We start from the raw sequence: 16,182 nt of genomic DNA, 5'->3' as shown, positions 1-16,182 counted from the left end.
CAACTTGTTCTAAATGAGTGATTCATAAGAAATGAATTGCTCATTCATTGGCATGAGGTTTGCATCAATCGACCGCACCGGTGACCCGCGCCGGTGTTTTGCATTGCAACGAAAGACCCACCATGACACCTGAAGTCCCCCTGTGGCCGCTGATCGGCGTGGCCGTGATCATTGCGGGGTTCATCCTGCGCTTCAATCCGATGCTGGTCGTGATCGTCACGGCCATCGTGACGGCGTTTGCCGCGGGCTTCAGCCCGATGGCGATCCTCACGGCCATCGGCACCGGCTTCATCAAGACGCGCAACCTGCCGCTGATCATTCTTCTGCCGCTGGCGGTGATCGGCCTCTTGGAGCGCCACGGCCTGCGCCAGCACGCGCAGAACTGGATCAGCCGCATCAAGTCGGCCACCGCCGGCCGCCTGCTGATCGTCTACCTCGCGGCGCGCGAACTCACGGCGGCCATGGGCCTGACCAGCCTGGGCGGCCATCCGCAGATGGTGCGTCCGCTGCTCGCGCCGATGGCCGAAGGCGCCACCGAAACGCGCTACGGCAAGCTGCCCGACCGCATCCGCCACAAGCTGCGCGCCTACGCCGCAGCCACCGACAACGTGGGCCTGTTCTTCGGCGAAGACATCTTCGTGGCCTTCGGCGCCATCGTGCTCATGACCACCTTCCTGCACGAAGCGGGCATCGACGTGGAGCCGCTGCACATCGCGATGTGGGGCATCCCGACGGCCATTGCCGCTTTCATCATCCACGCCTGGCGCCTGCGCCGGCTTGACCAGGCACTGGCCCGTGAGCTGGGCGGCGCCGCACAGGCCGACGCGCCTGTCGCCACCGCCGTGCCCGCCAAGGAAGGACGCTGATCATGATTCTTTCGATCCAGCACCTGTACCTTCTGGTCGGCGTCATCCTCGCCATCACGGCCGTGATGACGCTGGCCGACCGCCAGCATCCCAAGCGCTACACCAGTGCGCTCTTCTGGGGCATCTATGCGCTGGTCTTCCTGATCGGCGACAAGCTGCCGCCCGCGCTGGTCGGCGTCGGCGCGATCGGCATGGCCGTCATTGCCGGCCTGCGCGGTGTCGGCGCGGGCAAGCACCGTGAACCCACCCCCGCGCAGTACCAGGCCAGCGCCACGCGGCTGGGCAACAAGCTGTTCATTCCGGCGCTGGCGATTCCGCTGGTCACCGTGATCGGCACCGTGGGCATGAGCCACATCAAGCTCGGCGGCACGCTGCTGCTCGACCCCAAGAACACCACGCTGGTGAGCCTGGGCATCGGCTGCGTGGTGGCGCTCGCGCTGGCCTGCTGGCTGACGCGCGAGACGCCGGTGCAGGGCATGCGCGAGTCGCGCCGCCTGACCGACGCGCTCGGCTGGGCCGTGGTGCTGCCGCAGATGCTCGGCATGCTGGGCCTGGTGTTCTCCGACGCCGGCGTGGGCAAGGCGGTGGCGCACATCACCACCAGCTACATCAACATGGACATCCGCTTCGTCGCCGTCGCGGTGTATGTGCTGGGCATGGCGCTCTTCACCATCATCATGGGCAACGGCTTCGCGGCCTTCCCGGTGATGACGGGCGGTGTCGGCGTGCCGGTGCTGGTGGGCGTGTACCACGGCGACCCGGCCGTGATGGCGGCCATCGGCATGTTCTCGGGCTACTGCGGCACGCTCATGACGCCGATGGCGGCCAACTTCAACATCGTGCCCGCGGCCCTGCTGGAGCTGCCCGACAAGAACGCGGTGATCAAGGTGCAGATACCGACCGCGGCCGCGCTGCTGGTGGTCAACATCTTCCTGCTGTACTTCCTGATGTTCCGCTGAGGCACCGCGCATGACCACAGCCATCACCGATGCGAAGGCACGCCGCGTGCTGCTCGCGGGCTTCGAGCCCTTCGAGAACGACCCGGTCAACCCCGCGTGGGAAATTGCCCGCGCGCTCGACGGCTGGGCCTGCGAAGGCGCCGTGGTGCAGGCGGTGCAACTGCCCTGCGTGTTCGGCCGCGCCATCGACACGCTCGACGCCGCATTGATCGGCTCGCCCCTGCAGCTGGTGCTGTGCATCGGCGCGGCGGGCGGGCGCACCGAAATCTCGATGGAGCGCGCCGCGCTGAACATCGATGACGCGCGCATTCCCGACAACGCCGGACAGCAGCCCATCGACCTGCCCGTGGTCAAGGACGGCCCGGCCGCCTACTTCTCGACGCTGCCGATCAAGGCCATGGTGCGCGACATGCGCGCGGCGGGCCTGCCCGCGGCCGTGTCGAACAGCGCCGGCACCTTCGTGTGCAACCACATCTTCTACGCGCTGATGCACCGGCTCGCGACGCGCCCGACGCTGGCGCACACGCGCGGCGGCTTCGTCCACGTGCCCTACCTGCCCGAGCAGGCCGCCTCGAAGCCCGGCGTGGCGAGCATGGCGCTGGACGCGCAGGTGGAGGCCTTCCGTGTGGCGATCCGCACCGCGCTCACCGTGCGCCACGACGTGCGCGAAACCGCCGGCCGGCTGCATTGACCTGACCCCAAGGCGTGCACGCATGCACGCCGGAGCAGAAAGAACAGGGACCCGATGAACATCGACTTGAACAGTGACCTCGGCGAGAGCCTCGGCGTCTGGCGCATGGGCGACGACGCCGCCATGCTCGACATCGTCAGCAGCGCCAACGTGGCCTGCGGCTTCCACGCCGGCGACCCGGCGGGCATCCTGCGCACGCTGCGCCAGGCGAAGGAACGCGGCGTTGCCGTGGGCGCCCACGTGGCCTACCGCGACCTCGTCGGCTTCGGCCGCCGCAACATGGACGTCGACAGCGCCGACCTGCGCGCCGACGTGATCTACCAGATCGGCGCATTGAAGGGGCTGGCCGCCGCGGCCGGCACAGACGTGCGCTACGTGAAGCCGCACGGCGCGCTCTACAACACCATTGCGCACGACGAGCGCCAGGCGCGCGACGTGATCGCAGCGATCCGCGAAATCGATTCGAACCTCGTCCTCGTCGCGCTCGCGGGTTCACCGCTCGTGGGTTGGGCCGAAGCGCAGGGCCTGCGCGTGGTGGCCGAAGCCTTTGCCGACCGCGCCTACACGCCGCAAGGCACGCTGGTGTCGCGCCGCGAACCCGGCGCCGTGCTGCACGACGCGAACGACGTGGCCGAACGCATGCTGCGGCTGGCGAACGAAGGCACGGTCACCGCCATCGACGGCAGCATGGTGCGCATCCGCGCCGATTCGATCTGCGTGCATGGCGACAGCCCCGGCGCGGTCGAGATGGCGCGCCGCGTGCGCGAGCGGCTCGTGCAGGCCGGCGTGACGGTCCGCCCCTTCACCGAGGCAGCGACCGCATGACGACGTCGATGCGCTTTCTGCCCGTCAACCTCAATGCGGTGCTGGTCGAGCTCGACGACCTGGCGCAGACGCTCGCGCTGCTGACCTCGCTGCGCGCCGAGCCCATCGCCGGCATCGAAGAGCTGGTGCCCGCCGCGCGCACGATCCTCATCACCTTCCGGCCCGCCGCGCTGTCGGCGGCTGCATTGGCGCACGCCGTGCGCCAGCGAAAGCTCGACGCCCGCGAGACGCGCGTCGACAAGCGCATCGAGATTCCCGTGCGCTACGACGGCGAAGACATCGCCGAGGTGGCCGGCCTGCTCGGCATCACGCCCGACGAGCTGGTGCGCCGCCACACCGGCAGCGATTACACCGTCGCCTTCACCGGCTTCGCGCCCGGCTTCGCCTACCTGAGCGGCGGCCACCCGAGCCTGAACGTGCCGCGCCGCACCGTGCCGCGCACCCGCATCCCCGCAGGCGCCGTCGGCCTCGCGGGCAGCTTCAGCGGCGTGTACCCGCAGGCCAGCCCCGGCGGCTGGCAGATCATCGGCGTGACGGACACGCCGATGTGGGACCTGTCGCGCGAGACGCCGGCGCTGCTGCAGCCTGGTGACACGGTGCGCTTCGTTGATGCCACATCATTGAAGGTCGCATTGCCCGTGGTCGAGAAAGTTGTCGCCGCACCAGCATCTGCTGCCATCGAAGGCGGCTGCGCACTCGAAGTTCGCGCCACTGGTTTGCAAGCGCTGTGGCAGGACGGCGGTCGCCATGGCCAAGCGCGGCAGGGCGTGTCCGCCTCCGGTGCGATGGACCAGCGCTCGCTGCAGGCAGCCAATCGACTGGTCGGCAATGCGTCGGACATGGCCTGCCTCGAGCTGGCCTACGGTGGCTTCCAGTTCGTCTGCCGCGACGACGCCGTGATGGCGGTCACCGGCGCCGACGGCCCGCTCACGCTGACCCGCGCCGATGGCGCGCAATGGCCACTGCCGCGTTACCAGCCCGTCGCACTGGCCGATGGCGACACCGTCACCTTTGGCGAACCGGTCGCCGGCATCCGCAGCTACCTGTCTGTGCGCGGCGGCTTTGCTGTGACGCCCGTGCTCGGCAGCTGCGCGACCGACACGCTGGCCCGGATCGGCCCGCCCGCGGTGGTGGCGGGCGACGTGTTGCCCGTGCGCGCCGTCGCCATCGGCGCCGTCGTCGGCACCGCCGAAGCACCACCGACCGACCTGCCCACCGTGCACGAAGAAGTCGTGCTCGACATCGTGCTCGGTCCGCGCACCGACTGGTTCACCGCCGACGCCGTCCAGCGCCTGTGCAGTCAGCCGTGGGTGGTGACGCCGCAGTCGAACCGCGTCGGCATCCGCCTGAATGCGGAGCAGCCGCTCGTGCGTGCCAACACCGCCGAGCTGCCCAGCGAGGGCACGGCGCGCGGTTCGATCCAGGTGCCGCCCAGCGGCCAGCCCGTGCTGTTCCTGGCCGACCACCCGCTCACCGGCGGCTACCCCGTGATCGCGTCGGTTGCCACCCACCACCTGGACCGTGCGGGGCAGATCCCCGTGAACGCCCGCGTCCGCTTCCAACCGATGGCTGGCCCTCACGTCCCCATCGAACTTTGAGATCGAGAGTCCCGCGATGAAAAAAGTCCTGATCGCCAACCGCGGCGAAATCGCCGTGCGCATCGCACGCGCCTGTGCCGACCAAGGCGTGCAATCGGTCGCCGTCTATGCCGACCCCGATCTGAATGCGCTGCACGTGCGCCGGGCCGACGAGGCCTACGGCCTGGACGGCCACCGCCCCGCCGACACCTACCTCAACATTCCCAAGCTGCTGGCCATCGCGAAGCGCAGCGGCGCCGACGCCGTGCACCCCGGCTACGGCTTCCTTTCTGAAAGCGCAGCCTTCGCGCAGGCGGTGATCGACGCCGGCCTCACGTGGATCGGCCCCTCGCCCTCGGCCATTGCCACGCTGGGCGACAAGGTGCAGGCCCGCAAGCTCGCGATGAAGGTCGGCGCACCGCTCGTCGCCGGCACCGCCGACCCCGTGAACAACGCCGGCGAGGTGCTCGCTTTTGCAGAGCAGCACGGCCTGCCGATCGCCATCAAGGCGGCGTTCGGCGGCGGCGGGCGCGGTATCAAGGTCGCGTGGCGGCTCGACGAAGTCGAAGGCCTGTTCGAGTCGGCCGTGCGCGAAGCCATCACCGCCTTCGGCCGCGGCGAGTGCTACGTCGAACAGTTCCTCGACCGCCCGCGCCACGTCGAGGCGCAGGTGATCGCCGACACGCATGGCAACGTCGTCGTGCTCGGCACGCGCGACTGCTCGCTGCAGCGGCGCAACCAGAAGCTGGTCGAAGAAGCGCCCGCGCCGTTTCTGAGCGATGTGCAGCGCGAACGCATCCACCAATCGGCGCGCGACATCTGCGCGGCCGCCGGCTACACCGGCGCCGGCACCGTCGAGTTCATGCTCAGCGCGAGCGGCGCGATCTCGTTCCTCGAGGTCAACACGCGCCTGCAGGTCGAGCACCCCGTGACCGAGGAAACCACCGGCATCGACCTCGTCATCGAACAACTGCGCATCGCCGAAGGCCTGCCGCTGTCGGTCAAGGAGACGCCCGCGCCGCGCGGCCACTCCTTCGAATTCCGCATCAACGCCGAAGACGTGGGCCGCGGCTTCCTGCCGACGCCCGGCCCCGTCCACGTGTTCGACGCACCCTCGGGCCCCGGCGTGCGCGTCGACACCGGCGTCGACGCCGGCTCGCAGGTGCCCGGCACCTTCGACTCGCTGATGGCCAAGCTCATCGTCACCGGCGCCACGCGCGCCCAAGCGATCGCACGCGCACGCCGCGCCCTCAAGGAATTCCGCATCGAAGGCCTGGCGACCGTGCTGCCGTTTCACCGCGCCGTGATGGCGCACCCTGATTTCGTGTCGGAAGACACCTTCAAGGTCCACACGCGCTGGATCGAGACGGACTTTGCGAACGGCGAAGCGGCAGGCATGCGGACCGATCCGCTGCCGGATTCGTCGCTGCATCGCACGGCCATCGAGATCGACGGGCGTCGCATGTCGCTGGGGCTGCCGGCGGAGTTGCTGCGTGGGTTGGCGTCGGCGGGTGGTGGTGGTGTTGCTGCTGCGCCTGGCGTTGCGAACGCACCCGCGGCCGATGCCGCCGCCGTGGCTGCGCCGGTGTCGGGCACGTTGCAAGGATGGAAGGTCGCCGATGGCGATGAGGTCACCGAAGGCGCGGTGATCGCGGTGATGGAGGCGATGAAGATGGAGATGCAGGTCGTCGCGCACCGCGCGGGGCGCATCGCGTTTGCGGCTGCTGCGGGGGGCTACGTGGCGGCTGGGACGGCGATCGCGCGGATTGGGTGAGTGAGGGCGGTCGTCAAGGTTTGGGGAACAAGGCGACGAGTCCTGAAACGATGCAAGGTGCGAACGTCACGGCGGCCATGTAGGTCTCGAGACGCGCGCCGGTGTCACGTGCGTCGATGAGTGGGTAGCGTGCCGCTGGTTCTGCGAGGTGACGACGGAACCAGCAGCGGGCTTCTTCAACTCTTGTCGAACACGCGCCGGTAGCGGCCGTGGCCGCGCGGTTCACGGCGGCTGGCGGTGCCCAGGAGCTTCAATGCGAGCGTCGCGGCCGTGCCCGCGTTGTCTCGCAGATCTTCCGCATCCGCATCCGTCATCAGCGGCAGTGTCCCCGGCTCTTTCGCATCCTGTGCGAGCACACGGCGTTCGAAATTGTTGAGTTCATAGCCGCGGGCAAAGTTGCGCAGGTTCGCCGCAGCAGAGGGCATCGACTCTTCGTCAGCGGCCTTCAGCAACCGGTCGTGCGTGGCCTTCTTTTGCTTGATGGCTGCCACGAAGTCCTCGCGGTTTTCCTTCGTGATGGGGCCGAGCATCCAGAACCCGCCGTGCGAGTCGTGGACAAACCTGTCGAAGAAGTCGTTGGCGGTTTGTGGAACGTCCTTGGCGGCTGCCACGGCGCGCACGAGGCGCTTTTCCACCTCGTTGGCGCGGGGCGGCTGGTCAACGTAGACGCCCGCTCTGGGAACGAACACCCGTCGGGGCTGGTTGGCCGCCTGTGCGGCCTTGACGTCTTCACGCCAGTCGAGCTCCGACTCCCAGAGATCTTGCTGGTCTTGTTCTTCGGAGGCCTTGTAGCTCGCCATGGCCTTGAAGGTGGCCTCATCGCTCTTGGACGCACGCCAGCGCCAATACAGTTCCATGTGATAGCGCATGCGGTTCTGCACGGGCTCGCCGCCGTTGGCGACGTTCTGTTTTTCTTCTGTCGTGGTCCAGGCGGCGTAGTCGCTGAAGGCTTTGTCGAGCACAGGGTTGACCTCAAAATCGCCACTGACCTGGCCGGGCATTTCAGTCTTGCTGCGCAATCGAACGCCCGCAGTCAGCGCTTCGAAATACATGTCCATCAAGGGAATCTGCGAGAGCAATGCGGTTCGTCCCTCGACACCCTTCCCTTGGGACTTCGACGGGTAGCCTCCACCCAGATCAGAGTGGGCGCCCGGGTAGACGAACTCCTTGGTGTTCGGCGGGTAGTTCGTGGCCCTGATACGCGCAGTGGACAGCGGGAACGACTGGCGTATTTCATGCGCTGCCACGTAGTGAACGGTCTGGTTGACGCCGTTGATGTCCATGGTGCCATCGGCCCAGTCTTGAAAACCTTGGAAGATCGGTGCCGAGTCGGCCAGCCCGACGGACGCCACGGTGTCGAAGATGCCCAGGAAATGAATCTCCAGCGTCGCTTCGCCGATGGTCATGTCTTTGGCGACCAGCTGGATCCATTGGCAAAAGGTGCGCGCTTCGGCCGCACCGCGCGAGAAGCCGAAAACCGACAGATGCAGCTTGGTCACGCGTGGCCGCTGGTCCTTGATGGCTTTCAGTAGACGCTCTTGAATGCCCTTGAAGATGCTGACCATCTTGGAGTCGCCCCAACGCCACCAAGTCTTCAGCTCATCGACACAGAGTGTCTTCGCCTCTTCAGGCCGGATCAACAGAACACCGTGATAGGCCATATGCAGGGCGTTGTAGACCTGTATCAACCCCCAATGGATGCGCGCTTCACCCCCGGTGCCGAAGCGCTTGCCGTTGTCCAGTTCTTTGTTCTCGCCGATCTCGGGGAAGTGTGTGCCGACGCCGGGTATGTAGAAACGAAAATTCTCGACCTGGTCATCCTTGTGCGCGTTGAAGAGGCTGACGATGTTCGTGTGGCTTTGGTCGCGTGTGTCGCGAATCAGGTTGTTGTTGGTGCCGTCAAAAAACAGGCCCACGTGAATCTCTTTGGCACAACTCAGGGCCTCGGCCTTGCTCGGATCGGCCGTGGCGGCGCGTTGGCACAGTTCGCGTGCGGTCAGGGTCCGGTTGGCGCGCGAGTGGTCGCCCGGCAGCGCGGGCTGGTAGTTCTTGCCGCCCGGGTCGTTGTCCCACCAATCGCCTGCAGGCGCATTGGCTGTCCACTTGTAATTTGGCGACCAGTCCATGGCCCTGCCCGCGTCGTCCGACCACCTCAGTATCTGCAGCCCCGTTTCCTTGACGATGCACTCGGCCGTGCAAAGTTTGGCGGTCTTGAAGTAGAGATAGCGCTTCTCACGGGTGTTGGCGTCAAAGCTGATCTCGTACCAGCCCTCTTCAAATTTTTCCATCTGTTGCTCCCGGATTTTTCAAGACATCTCTGCTTCGCCTTGGCTCACCATTTCCAGTCCGCAGGTTTCACGGGGGAGGCTGGGCCGGGATAGTCCTTGGCGCCGGCCCTCTTGTTGGAAATGATCAGCCGCACCTCGTTGTTCGGCAGGAAATGCACGTTCAGGAGCCCGCCGGGCTCGTCATACTTTTCGATGGGAACGACTTTTTCATGCCACCGGGGCTTGATCGCATCCGGTCGTTTGTCGCCCGGAATTCCGCTGGAAGTCGTCCACTTCACTGTTGCATTGAGACCGGCGCGCCACTTGGCGGGAAAGGAGATGCAGCACACAAAGCTGCCGCCGCCGCCGTACGGGTATGAGTTGCCGCCGCCTGCCCCGTCCACATAGAACTCGTGGATGTAGTCCTGCGTGTGGTTGTAGGCGCTGATGTTGGCGCTGTAGCTTTCTGTCGCTGGTTTCTTGCTGCTGCAAGCCGCCAGCGGCAGCGTCAGTAGCGCCAGTGCGCAAAGCGCCAGGGTCGTTGTGCGTTTCATGGCGTGGCCTTTCAATGCGTTCACGTGTTGTTCGTCGGGTTCCCGAAAATTCTTACTCGCCTTGACTCACCACTTCCAGCTCGGTGGCTTCACCGGGTAGTCGGGGCCGGGGTAGTCCTTGGCACCGGAGCCCTTGCTGGAGATGACCAATCGAACATCGCCATCGGTAAGGAAATGCACGTTGAGCGTGCTGCCTGGGACGTCGTATTTGTCGATCGGGATGACTCTTTCGTGCCACTGCTCAAGAGCTGCTTCTGGTTTCGTATCTGCGGGATTGCCACTCGAAGTCGTCCACTTCACTGTTGCACTGAGACCAGGATGCCATTGAGCCGGATAGGAGATGCAGCACACAAAGCTGCCGCCACCGCCGTAAGGGCGCGAGTTACCACCACCTGCGCCATCCACATAGAACTGATGGATGTAGTCCTCCGTATGGTTGTAGGCGCTGAGGTTGGCGCTGTGGCTTTTGGCTGCCGGCTTCTTGCTGCTGCAAGCCCCCAACAACGCCAACGCGCAAAGAACCAAGAGAGCAAAGAGCTTCATGAAGCCTTGCCCTCCAACGCCTTCCACAGTTCGTCGCTCCAGCCCTTCATCAGGCTCGACAGGCTGGTACCTTGTGCGACAGCCTTCCATGTGTCCGACAGATCGGGATGTTGGTAGAAGTTGTCGCCACAGGTCAGCGAGAGCACCACGAACTGCAGCCGGTCGGGGTTGCCTGCCACGTGCAGGTGGGTGGCGACCTCGAGCGCGCGCTGGAGCCGCTGATGAAACGCCGCCCGGCCGGTCTGCGGGACCAGCTGCGACACCGTCTCGAGCAACTGCGCAAAGATACCGTCGGCCTCCGAGGCATCCAGAAGCGCTGCGAATTGTGTTGCGTCGAGTTCGAGATGATCGCCGGCACCAGCAGCACCTTCGTCCCCGGCAGCGGCAAGCCAGTTGCCGACCGAGGCACCGCTGCGATCGAACCACTGCCATTGCGCAATGGCTTGGGCCACACGCTGTGTCTGAGGCACGGACAGCGCGGCCAGCAGCGTGGGAAGCACGCGCGCATCGCCCATTCGGCAGTGCAGCTTCAGGCCATCGTGTCGCGCCTGGGCAAGGTAGCCGAAGCAGGCCTGCAAGTGCGCAACGGAATGGCTGGACGCGAGCCAGCTGAATGCAGGAGCCGCCGGGTCGATCGTGGCGAGGCGCCGCAAGCCTTCGGCGCGCACCTCGTCATCGTCTCGTGGCAGTTCCAGCAACTGCGGTCCCTGCGCACCGTAGGCCTCCAGCGGTGTGTTGGCCAGTGCATTGACATGCGTCCACCCGTTGCGGCGCAGCACCGACGCCAGGCGTGCCGGGTCCAGCAACGCCGCATCGATCAGCAGCCAGAGGCCGAAGGGTGAGGGTTGGGCGTCGGCCATCGCTTGCACGGCGTGGGCAAGGTGGACGGGGTCGATCGGATCGGTCGCGAATTCCAACGCAACACTCTCACTGCAAGGCGGAGAAGGGGGCTCCGCTTTGTGCCGCCTTCAGCATGCACTCGATGCAGATGCTCTGCGGGAACAGCGGCAGTCCATACGGCGAGCTTGTCGGCCCCGCCAGCTTCCGCTGCACCGCGTGATACGTGATCTTCCCCGGCGCCTCGAAGGTGATGTCCCCATCCTGCAGCGTGATCGACGCGCCCTGCGCCGTCGCAATGCGGATCTTCTTCTTGGCCGCGAACTCCACCGTCTGGTCCGTACTGGCGATCTTCAGCGCCTCCTTGGCCTGGATGCGCAGCTCGTCGTGCTGCGCCTGGAAGTCTAGGTCGTCGTTGCCCGCGATGACCGACAGGCCCGCGTCGGCATCCGCTTTCTGCGCCCCGGCCAGCAGGCCGATGGCCTGCCCGCTGTGCACACGCAGCACGTCGGCCAGTGCCAGGTTGATGTCGCCACCGCTGGCCAGCGTGGCGGTCTCGCCGCTGACGATCTGCAGCTGCTGGCCTGCGACCATCGCCAGGCCGCCGCGTGCGGCGAGCGCGATCACGGCATCGCTGGTGTGCGGCACCTTGCCTTCGCCGGTGGCGATGGCCTTGTCAGCGGCATCGGCGTAGGCGGTATCGAGCGCATCGGCCGTCACCATGCCGCTGGCGGTGCGCTCCATCGCCGCGTAAGGGGCGCGCTCCTTGTCGAGTTGCGATTCGTCGGCCTTGTTCGCACCGATGTGCCCGGCCAGCTGCACGGTCTCGTGGGTCTTGGCCGCATCGCTCAGCGCCTGGCCCAGCTGCTGCACCTGCTTGAGCAGCGCCATGCCGGCGGCGAAGTCGCCTACGGGTTCCAGCTTCTGGCCGCCTGCGCCGTGGTACGTGCTCAGCAACACGCCCTTGCCGCCGCGCAAGGCGGCATAGCCGTCGGTGCGCAGCTCCAGGCCCTGCCCGCGGAAGCTGCCCCGGAAGTTGTCGGCCTGGTGGATCAGGTGGCCCAGGTTCAGTTGGCTGTGGGCGGTGCTTGCGTGCAGCTGCACGCGCAGCTGCTGGTTGGAGTCGTCGAACACCAGCTGGCTGAAGCCTTCGCCGCCGAACTCCTTGGTCTTGAAGCCGCTCAGGGCTGCTGCGTTGCGGTGGCCCTTGTCGTCGGCGCTGGCGCCGTGCCAGGGCGGGGCGTGGCCCGCAGCGAGGTTGGCCTGGGCACTGGGCGAGGCGTTGCCCGCTTGGGCGAAGACGTCTTCATTGGTTTCACCGGCTCGCGATGCGCCACCGGGCGTGGGGGCGATGCCGCCGTCGCCGCGGCCGTTGTACAGCGCGCCGACGATGACGGGCTGGTCCACATCGAGGTCGACGAACTTGACCAGCACTTCCTGGCCGATGCGCGGCAGCCACTGCCAGCCCATGCCGGGGCCAGCCTGGCGCTGGGCCACGCGGATCCAGCGGGTGCTGCGGTTGTCGGGGGCGCTGTCATCCGAGCTGTTCTGCCAGTGGAAGCGCACGCGCACGTCGCCGCGGTCGTTGCAGTACAGCTCGTCGGCGCCGTTGGGCGAGGTCTCGCCCGACGGCCCGACCACGATGGCGCTGTGTACGCCGCTGGCCGTGGGCTTCGCATGCAGGCGGGCACCATCGGCCGCGGCCAGTGCGGGGCGCCAGGGGCGCGGGACGTGCACGCCCGAGAAGCTGTTGGCGTAGCCCTGGGCTTGAGCAGTTGCGAGGTTCTGGGGCTGCGGATGGATGTCGTTGTCTGCGTTCGTTGCTGCAGACACCAGTCCGAACACGTTGGACTCGGCCGTCACCGGTGCGCACGGCTGGTCGAACACCAGGTGTTCCGTCAACTCACCCAGCTGCGCCGCAATCGACGCCGCCGTGTCCTTGGGCAGGTTGTTGATGCCCACGTGTTCGACGGTGTCCAGCAGCAGCGCAGGCTTGGCTTGCAGGCCCAGTGCGGGCGCATCGTCGATCTCGATGCGCGTGCCGGCGCGCAAGGTGCGCACGGTGCTGTGGCCCAGCATCACGTCGGCGCGACATTCGGCCGCTTCCATCATCAGGGCCGCATAACGCTCCAGCGTGCGGTTGGTGCCCCAGCCGCGGCTGCGGTCGTTCAGTCCGAGCACGTCGTCGTACTCCAGGCGCGGGGCGTTCTTGCCGCCCACCGGAAAGCGCGCCGGCGCGCTGCCTGCGAGCTGGCGCTTGCCGTCGACGTTCCAGGCGCTCAGGTGCACCTGCGCCACCGACTGGCGCATGCGGCGCACCAGCGCCTGCACGGCGTCGCTGCGCTCCTGCGAGCTCTTGCGGTGGAAGCGAACGGGCGAGCCGACGTCGGCGGGCTGGGTGTCGTTCGACGAAAAGATCACGAGCTTGTGGCCCATGGGGGCCTTGGCGTCTTCCTCGGTGCGCCAGGCCAGGCCCTCTTCGGCCAGCAGGCGCGAGAAGAAGTCGAAGTCGCTCTCTCGGTACTGCGTGCAGTAGGTGCGCACGGGCGCATCGGCGAGGAAGGCGTTCACTTCGGAAGAGAAGGCCCAGCTGCCCGCATCCGCATACGGCGCCAGCACGCGTTCGATGATGTCGGCGACGCTGCGTTGCTGGAAGACCTGGCTGCGTCCTTGCTGGGTGGCCAGCCAGAGCCAGGGCACCAAGGTCAGGCGGTAGCGGGCCAGGCCGCCATCGGAGCCCAGCGATTCGACGGCGCGGATCAATCCGGTGCGCTTTGCGAGCGAGCCATTGGCCAGCACGGTGACCAACGTCAGTGGTTGGTCAATCAGCGAAGACAACGCCAGGTCCGCGCGAAGGCTCAGGCACACGATGCGCAGCTCGAACAGCTGCGACACCGCCTCGCGCTGCACCCAGCCTTCCACGCGCAAGGCGTCGATGCTCTCGCGGGCTGCAGATGAAGAAGGTGAAGCAGCGCTGGGTGCTTCGAGGCGATAAAGCCGCGCCGCCTGGCTCAGCTCGGCCCACAGGGCGCTGCGATCAGCGGAAGGCATCGGGAATTCGCTCGGTTCGGAGGTTCAAGGCTTGCAAGGCGCGCCGGGCTTGCAGTCCGCCGTGGCAGCAGTGGCCTGCGCGGACGGTGCGGGGTCGGAGGTCTTGCTGCGCTTGAGCAGTGCGGTCAGCAGGTCCGTGTCGGGATCGGGTCCCTTCGGACGCGCCGCTGTCTGCGTGAGATTGGCGCGCGTCGCGGGCTTGGTCGCCTTGCTGCTGTTGGCTGCGGTCTTGACGGGCTTGCTGTTCGTGGCCGTGCGCACCGACTTCTTGGAACCCGAGGCGATGCGCTCCGGCTGCTTCTTCGCGGCGACGTTGGCTTTGCTGTCAGCACCTGACTTTTTCGCAGGCGACGCAGCTGCAACGCGCGCAGGCTTTGCGGTCGGCGGCACGGCCATGGGTTGTGCACCGATCGCAGCGAACGGCGTGGAAGCCGGTTGCTGTTGTTGTGGCTGCTGCAGTGGCGGCGGCGTGCTGTCGCCTTCGACGATGCGCGCAGGCGTCGGCTCCGGCGCAGCGGCTGCGACAGGTGCCGCAGGCTTCGGTGGTTCGACCGCAACAGGCGCGGCCACCGGCGCAGGCGGCACAGCTGCAACGGTGATCGCTGTATCCGCACGCTTCGATTGCAGGTGGTAGGTCGTGGCCCCCGCCACGCCGACCAGCACCGCGACCGAAGCCCACACGCCGGGCCGCGCAAGAAAGGAACGCGCGCCGCTCTCGCGGCCACCGAGCTGTGCGAGCACACGCGTGGATTCGGCTCCGGGTGCGGCGGTCGATGTGGCCGCGGTGGGGGCGCTCGAACCGAGCAGGCTCGGTCGGTCCTTGTGGGCGTCTGACGCGCCCATCATGGATGGGTGGTCCGGCTGGCTGCGGGCATGTGTTTTCTCCCCTCGGCTTTATGTGGCGCGATCAACGCGATATCGCAATTGGGATGCAACTGGGCGTTGCGTGCGATGGGTTCAAATTTTTGAGCGACTCATACAATTGAGTCGCTCTCATTGAACACCGTTGATCTTCTTCACTCTCTTTTGTTATTTTGCCTTGATGGTGGCTGCACTTGCCATCTTCTTGTTCCCTTCTTTTCGTGACCGTGTGTTGCGAGCGACGGTCTCCATTTCTACTGCTATTGCATTCTTTTTTATTGGAATAGGACGCCGCCTCGGTTTTGTGTCCGAAGCAAGTTTTCAGTTGATGCGCGAGAGTGGCTCAGGAGTGCGTACTTTTGCCGTAAGGCATCGCTACTTGTTGTTGTCGGGCATGGGCCTGCTTATCGTGCCGGTGTTGTTAAGTGTGACTTTCGGAAGTGGCCGCGTTCTCTTCTTCGATGACTGGGCTGCGACAAGCGACCCGAAAATCGAGGCCTTGCTCCAAGGCGAGCAGCTGGTGCCGCCGCAGCCGTTGCCGCCCGAGGTGTTTGCCACTGCAGAGGTCGAGCAGATTCGTCCGCTGACGAAAGAAGGCAGTCGGGACTGGGCTGCGCTCGATGTGGACTTTCGTAATCGTTTGCTGCTCGTCTACAAGATCATGAAAGAAAAGCACGGCTACGACCTCGCATTGCTCGAGGGTTATCGCAGCCCGGAACGACAAGCCAAACTTGCTGCATTGGGCAATACAGTGACCATGGCAAAGGCGAATCAAAGCTATCATCAGTATGGACTTGCGGCAGACAACGCGTTCTATCGCAATGGCAAGCTGGTGATCTCTGAAAAAGATCCATGGGCCATGGAAGGCTATCGCCTCTATGGCGAAGCGGCCGAGTCCGTGGGCTTGGTGTGGGGTGGTCGATGGTCCTTCAGGGACTACGGTCACGTGGAGTACCGCAAGCCGGGATTTAAATTGTCACGCAACTGAATGCCGGAGCGACACCTGTCGCATCGGCACACCACGAGGCAATCAAGGGGGGAGTTCGAATGGGTGAGGATCAACCCGACGCCGACAACGATCGGCCGTGGATCGTTCTACATGACAAGACCGACCACGGCGGCTTCGTGATCACCGCGTCCGAAAACACAAGCATCGACGACCGGCGCGTGGCGCGCATCGGCGACATGGTGTCGTGCCCACGGCCCGGCCATGGCATCAATCCCATCGTGACAGGCAGCGACTGCGTCACGCTCGATGGCCGGCGCGTGGCGCGCCACGGCGACCGCGCGGCGTGCGGCTGCAGGCTGTTGTCCAGCCAGATTGCTTCCGCGTCCGAATGAAGCCGGCGTTTGCTTCTTCGGCTGCAGGCATGGCAT

The 16,182-nt window shown here is 66.1% G+C and carries 14 protein-coding genes; 8 read left to right on the top strand and 6 right to left on the bottom strand.

From position 1 onward, the window contains the following. Positions 1–122 precede the first annotated feature (122 nt). From RZE79_RS29300 to RZE79_RS29275, 6 genes are read left to right on the top strand one after another with little or no spacing between them, the layout of a single operon-like run. Entirely contained in the window at positions 123–866 is a 744-nt protein-coding gene (locus RZE79_RS29300) for a DUF969 domain-containing protein (RefSeq protein ID WP_099793884.1), read from the top strand. A 2-nt stretch (positions 867–868) separates the two neighbouring features. Further along, positions 869–1,825, top strand: coding sequence for a DUF979 domain-containing protein (locus RZE79_RS29295; protein WP_319357977.1), 957 nt, complete (start codon positions 869–871; stop codon positions 1,823–1,825). A gap of 10 nt (positions 1,826–1,835) precedes the next feature. Then, positions 1,836–2,516: a pyroglutamyl-peptidase I gene (gene pcp / locus RZE79_RS29290; RefSeq protein WP_319357975.1), complete on the top strand. Its 681-nt coding sequence runs from the start codon at positions 1,836–1,838 to the stop codon at positions 2,514–2,516. A 54-nt stretch (positions 2,517–2,570) separates the two neighbouring features. Beyond that, a complete protein-coding gene (locus tag RZE79_RS29285; protein ID WP_319357972.1) occupies positions 2,571–3,341 on the top strand; it encodes a 5-oxoprolinase subunit PxpA in 771 nt (256 codons plus the stop codon). A gap of 8 nt (positions 3,342–3,349) precedes the next feature. After that, a complete protein-coding gene (locus RZE79_RS29280) occupies positions 3,350–4,939 on the top strand; it encodes an urea amidolyase family protein (protein WP_319361329.1) in 1,590 nt (529 codons plus the stop codon). A 16-nt stretch (positions 4,940–4,955) separates the two neighbouring features. Then, positions 4,956–6,692 (top strand): biotin carboxylase N-terminal domain-containing protein, encoded by a 1,737-nt coding sequence (locus RZE79_RS29275; RefSeq protein ID WP_319357970.1) that lies wholly within the window; start codon positions 4,956–4,958, stop codon positions 6,690–6,692. A gap of 176 nt (positions 6,693–6,868) precedes the next feature. Here the strand turns inward: RZE79_RS29275 and RZE79_RS29270 are convergent, their stop codons facing one another. The 6 genes from RZE79_RS29270 to RZE79_RS29245 all read right to left on the bottom strand — a co-directional run bounded on the left by RZE79_RS29270 (position 6,869) and on the right by RZE79_RS29245 (position 14,790). After that, positions 6,869–8,980, bottom strand: a complete 2,112-nt coding sequence (locus tag RZE79_RS29270) for a DUF2235 domain-containing protein (RefSeq protein WP_153281584.1) — start codon at positions 8,978–8,980, stop codon at positions 6,869–6,871. Between the two features lie 44 nt (positions 8,981–9,024). Then, positions 9,025–9,513, bottom strand: a complete 489-nt coding sequence (locus RZE79_RS29265; protein WP_153281585.1) for a DUF3304 domain-containing protein — start codon at positions 9,511–9,513, stop codon at positions 9,025–9,027. Between the two features lie 66 nt (positions 9,514–9,579). After that, on the bottom strand, positions 9,580–10,056 hold the full coding sequence (locus RZE79_RS29260; RefSeq protein WP_153281586.1) for a DUF3304 domain-containing protein: 477 nt from the start codon (positions 10,054–10,056) through the stop codon (positions 9,580–9,582). Continuing rightward, complete coding sequence (locus RZE79_RS29255) at positions 10,053–10,973, bottom strand: DUF4123 domain-containing protein (RefSeq protein ID WP_153281587.1); 921 nt, start codon at positions 10,971–10,973, stop codon at positions 10,053–10,055. The genes RZE79_RS29260 and RZE79_RS29255 overlap by 4 nt, the downstream gene beginning before the upstream one ends. A 10-nt stretch (positions 10,974–10,983) precedes the next feature. Beyond that, positions 10,984–13,944: a type VI secretion system Vgr family protein gene (locus RZE79_RS29250; protein WP_319357966.1), complete on the bottom strand. Its 2,961-nt coding sequence runs from the start codon at positions 13,942–13,944 to the stop codon at positions 10,984–10,986. Between the two features lie 24 nt (positions 13,945–13,968). Then, a complete protein-coding gene (locus RZE79_RS29245) occupies positions 13,969–14,790 on the bottom strand; it encodes a hypothetical protein (RefSeq protein WP_153281589.1) in 822 nt (273 codons plus the stop codon). A gap of 160 nt (positions 14,791–14,950) precedes the next feature. On the opposite strand from RZE79_RS29245, the gene RZE79_RS29240 reads away from it, so the two are divergent. Together RZE79_RS29240 and RZE79_RS29235 are read left to right on the top strand one after the other, a co-directional pair. Continuing rightward, positions 14,951–15,793, top strand: coding sequence for a M15 family metallopeptidase (locus tag RZE79_RS29240; RefSeq protein ID WP_373696517.1), 843 nt, complete (start codon positions 14,951–14,953; stop codon positions 15,791–15,793). 59 nt (positions 15,794–15,852) lie between these two features. Then, positions 15,853–16,146, top strand: coding sequence for a PAAR domain-containing protein (locus tag RZE79_RS29235; RefSeq protein WP_099793860.1), 294 nt, complete (start codon positions 15,853–15,855; stop codon positions 16,144–16,146). Positions 16,147–16,182 lie beyond the last annotated feature (36 nt).

Source organism: Variovorax sp. EBFNA2, from assembly GCF_033802765.1.
Lineage (GTDB): Bacteria > Pseudomonadota > Gammaproteobacteria > Burkholderiales > Burkholderiaceae_C > Variovorax > Variovorax paradoxus_H.
Note: the sequence above shows the minus strand (reverse complement) of the source record. Positions and strands in the feature narration are given on the sequence as shown.